General features: G+C 57.0%; 7 protein-coding genes. All 7 read left to right on the top strand.

The window, feature by feature from the left end; all coding sequences use genetic code 11:
* On the top strand, nt 1-523 hold a 523-nt coding region (locus LNV23_RS23660; protein ID WP_263565206.1), incomplete at its 5' end, for a hypothetical protein.
* Between the two features lie 61 nt (nt 524-584).
* The gene (locus LNV23_RS24140; protein WP_411910627.1) at nt 585-1,073 is read left to right on the top strand and encodes a DUF3592 domain-containing protein; all 489 of its coding nucleotides are present in this window, start codon (nt 585-587) and stop codon (nt 1,071-1,073) included.
* A gap of 99 nt (nt 1,074-1,172) precedes the next feature.
* Complete coding sequence (locus tag LNV23_RS23655; protein WP_263565205.1) at nt 1,173-1,460, top strand: hypothetical protein; 288 nt, start codon at nt 1,173-1,175, stop codon at nt 1,458-1,460.
* A gap of 84 nt (nt 1,461-1,544) precedes the next feature.
* A complete protein-coding gene (locus LNV23_RS24160; protein WP_505191019.1) occupies nt 1,545-1,835 on the top strand; it encodes a DUF7660 family protein in 291 nt (96 codons plus the stop codon).
* Between the two features lie 74 nt (nt 1,836-1,909).
* Nucleotides 1,910-2,461, top strand: coding sequence for a DUF3885 domain-containing protein (locus LNV23_RS23650; protein WP_263565204.1), 552 nt, complete (start codon nt 1,910-1,912; stop codon nt 2,459-2,461).
* A gap of 127 nt (nt 2,462-2,588) precedes the next feature.
* Nucleotides 2,589-3,095 carry a GNAT family N-acetyltransferase gene (locus LNV23_RS23645; protein WP_263565203.1) on the top strand — a complete coding sequence of 169 codons (507 nt, stop codon included), beginning with the start codon at nt 2,589-2,591 and terminating at the stop codon, nt 3,093-3,095.
* A gap of 117 nt (nt 3,096-3,212) precedes the next feature.
* On the top strand, nt 3,213-3,614 hold the full coding sequence (locus LNV23_RS23640) for a barstar family protein (protein WP_263565202.1): 402 nt from the start codon (nt 3,213-3,215) through the stop codon (nt 3,612-3,614).
* Nucleotides 3,615-4,329 lie beyond the last annotated feature (715 nt).

Raw genomic sequence — 4,329 nt, 5'->3', positions numbered from 1 at the left:
TCGAGAGGACGTCACCCGGCAAGCCGGGCGCCGCCTCTCATCTCAAACGTTAGCTGTCATGCAACTTTCAATCACGTACGAGTTGGTCGGGTCCGGCTGGTCAAAGTGCACCATCGAAGACGGAGAAAAATCGTGCAGCATCTCGGCCTCGTATCTTTCCGATGCATTGGGAAACCTGGTTGTCGGCGCATTTAGTGCGCTCTCTGGATTTGCGTCCATTTCGTTCGGGTTCGACGAAGAACCTGGCGAATACAGGTGGGTCATCGAACAGACTGAACCCAATCAGATTCAACTTCAAATTTTGGAGTTCGAGGATCTTTGGGGATGCAAGCCGAATGCAGACGGCAAGGTCCTACTTTCGACCACTTGTCGCCCACTTGTATTTGCCGCTGCTGTGCAACGGGCTGCCGCTTCGGTTCTCGCTGAGCACGGCGCAGAGGGCTACTTAGGAAAGTGGATTGAACACCCATTTCCAACCCGTCAGCTGTCGCTACTCTCTGAACTTGTTGCGGCGAGAGAATGACAGCTAACCATTCATTCGAGCCGACGCCATATGGCGCGGCTCAATTCAGACGTTAGAGCGCATGGCACTTCAAGCTTCGTCTCTCACCGCTGCGTGGATTCGCGCCGTGTTTCTCGTGCTGTTTTCCATACCCTTCATATCGTTTTCTGCGTTCCTGACTGAGAGGACGTTTGGCGAAATAGAAGGCGCGAACGAAACCGTCAATTGGCCCTCAGTTCCTGGCCATATTGCATTCTCAGACTACATATCCCCAGATGGCGGGGGGAAGAGCCGTGCGCAAGTGCGATACACATTTGTCGCGGGTGGAGTTACTTATCAAGGGCAACGAGTTCAATACGGCTCCTCCTGGAGTCATTCGAGCATTCTTCGCGATTTTCCGGTCGGGCCAACGCGGGTTTACTACTCTCCGGACCAACCAACCCTATCAGTGCTGCGCCCGGGCCTCGCTTCAGGGACGATTCTCAGCCTCGCAGTGTCACTGGTCTTTGGCGTGGTTCCGATGGGATATCTCCTTTGCAAAGCAGTTGGGCAGGTTCGAAATGCGCTCTAACCTTTCTCTCAACCGGACCCACTACGGCACGCCACCTACGGGCCTCATTCCATTCTGGCCCTTCGGCGTCCTGCCGTCGCGGGCCGGTTAGCTCGAACGTTGAACAGCATGGGCACAGAGCGCGAACCTGAAGGCCACCCGATTGTCGTGATGGGCGCGGGCGGGTTTATCGGAGGGATTCTTGCTGGTGGGACCAACGCAGGCTTCTGGGGCTTCGCAATCCTCAGTCTGGTAGGTGCCTACGCTCTACTTGCCGCGTTTGGTCACATTGAGAAGAGTCGCCGTGATATGGCGATCGGGACCATTCTTGGATTTTCCACAACGATTCCGCTCCCCTGCGGCTTTGTTGGCATGATCATCGGCAAAGCGTTGTGGGGAGCGCACTAGTGGCGCTGCTGTCCAACCGGTCGCTGCAGCGGACGGCTTCGCCGTCCGCTGAGCTTTCACGTTGGGCCGCAAGTGCATAGCGAGATGGAACTAGACGAACAACTAGATCGCGTTACGGACCAAGCGTCTTTCCTGGCCTTTGCTCGGGCGCTTGCGAGAGACCGTGCTGCTGCGGTTCAGGCGGAGATCGAATCACCCGCATCGCCCTATGGACCCGATGCTGGCGGCTGGGAGAATGTATCCATTGAGTCCTTTCTGGAGTCAGCAGTTGCATGGGCCGAAGACAGCAACTTCGGTTTGCACCAGGGTCTAGCGACTTCTAGCCCATGGAAACAATTCGCACTTTTCCTTTACTCAGGGAAGATCTATGAGTGAGTTGCGGCCCAACCTGTCATTCGAGCGGACCGCCTTCGGCGTCCGCTCACTTTCACGTTAGCCATCAGATGCAAATGCCTCCTTTCGCGACCGAGTGGCGTGCCAGCTTTGGCGACGCATTGCCTGCGGGCTTCCTATGTCGAGAGACATTGGCAGATCGGTGGCTGCGTATTCATAGCCTTTCAGAGTCGAAGCGGTATGCGGAGACGGAGGTTGAGCGAGCTGAGCTACTCGATCGCCAGAATGCCGCCGCAAGCTACGTCCTAGGAGACGATGCCGATTGCCATTTGCTCATCACTCGCTTCGGCGAGAACCGAGCGTGGTCATTTGAGGAATTGCCGCTGAATGGCAGAACACCGGTGCATTTTTTGTCTGCCGGAGATGAGGACGACGAATTCCAGTTCTTCGATCTGCCAGTTAGATGGCAGAAGGGCGCCTTCAACGAGCTTTTCCTTGCTGTCGCGGACGATAGAACTGGACCAGTACTGTTCGCTGATGTTCAACGACGCCGCATTTACGCTCCCTACGATGGAGGTGCCGACCTGTTTTTCCCCAGCCCGGAAGCGGCACAGTTGGCTCGAGAGCACTTTCAGGATTGGCTGTCGGCCACGGAGGATGGGCTGTGAAGCTGACGGCTAACTGGTCGCTCGAGTGGACCTACGCCAGCTGGCCGCGCAACGCTGCCTGTGTATCTTCAGCTCCGCGCGGCCAGCTGGCTCCGGCCCCTCAGCTTCAACGTTAGGCCGCACACTCATGCAGATTCGTCCTGCCACCGCTGAAGATTGCGAGGCGCTCCTTCACATCCGCAATCACTACGTCACTTCTTCTTTCGCCGTCTTCGACGAGGAGCCGCTGGTTGCGGAGACTGTGGCCCGCTGGATCGCATCCTTCTCTGTGTCTGGCCCCTATCGCCTTCTTGTGGCTACTGATGGAGGCCGAGTTCACGGCTTTGCCAGTAGCCAGCGCTACCGAGATCACCCAGCGTTCCGCCAAACGGTAGAGACCAGCATTTACACCGCGCCGGGAGAGTCTGGTCTAGGTGTTGGTACCGCGTTGTACGCATCGCTATTTCCCACGCTCGCCGCGGAGAACTTGCACTGCGCCGTCGTTGGCATCGCACTGCCTAACGAAGCGTCAGTGAAACTGCACAAAAAGTTCGGCTTCACCGAAGTGGGAGTTTTCACTGAGTACGCGGTGAAGCGTGGTCAGTACATAAGTTCCGTCTGGCTTCAGCGCCAGCTTGTGCCTAGTGCGGCCTAACCCCTCGCTCGAGTGGACCTCCGCCAGCTGGCCGCGCTACGCTGCCTGTATATTTTCAGCTCCGCGCGGCCAGCTGGCTGCGGCCCCTCAGCTTCAACGTTAGGCCCCCGAGGAGGCATGGTGGTAGTTGTGCAAATTGACGGAGCGCTTTTCGGCACGCTGGAAGAGTTCTTCGCCCATTTTGGGGAGCAGGCGGGTAGCACCCCGTGGGGCACGAACCTCGACGCCTTCAACGACGTATTGCGCGGCGGATTCGGAACCCCGGACGGTGGCTTCGTACTCCGCTGGAAGAACCACGCAGTGTCTCAGGAACGGTTGGGGTATGAGGAAACGGCCCGAGTTCTCGAGCGTCGACTGGCTTCCTGTCACCTTTCAAACAGGCCGCAAGTTGAGCAAGAGCTAGCTTCGGCCCGAGATCGCGAAGGCACCACCGTGTTTGACTGGTTGCTTGAGATCATTCGCGAACATGGGCCTGGTGGTCGCGAAGCCGAGGATCTGGTCATGCTGGAGCTGGCATGAGCGCGTGGCCTAACCCTTCCATCGAGGGGACATGCAACATCAGGCTTCACCTGCTGTCGCATGCCCCTCATGTCAAACGTTATAGGTCATCGAACCCATGCCTCGTCGACGTGAGCTGACCGTAGTTGCTAACGCCATCGCCGGCTCTTTCTCGAGCAGGAACAACGACGTCAACGGATACTGGGCGATGGGTCAGCTCTATCGACGAGCAATCGAGGTTGGATCGCTTCAAGTATCAATTCACCTGATGCCACACGACGACAAGCAAATCGACGAACCCGTAGCGTCGGTCGTCAGATCGTATCGGGAGTTCCTAAGACTACTTTTGGTCAAGTTGCAACTGCCTGACTGCTGGGTTTCATCGGCTGCGGTAGATGTTCAGTTCGAGTCCGCTACTGCCATGCCAGAGTTCCTTGGTAAACATGCCGGGTGTCGTCCATTTCACTGTCAGGCTGTGCTTGTCGATGATCGTGCTCGGAAGTACCAAGCTTCGTCCACTGGATGGTGCTGGCCCCACAATCCGGCTCGCGAAACTAAGAGTATTCGCGCATGCTGACCTATAACCTGACATTCGAGCGGACCGCCTTCGGCGTCCGCTCACTTTCACGTTAGACATTGAATCCATGGACATTCGAGAGCACAAGCTGGCGTGGCGTTGGACCGACAAAAAATACGCGTTGATTCCAGATGATGTACTTGCGCTCCTGCGTCCGAT

It is taken from the genome of Kinneretia sp. DJ1R-11 (assembly GCF_025717595.1).
GTDB lineage: Bacteria > Pseudomonadota > Gammaproteobacteria > Burkholderiales > Burkholderiaceae_C > Paucibacter_A.
This window is presented reverse-complemented; position numbering and strand designations above follow the sequence as displayed.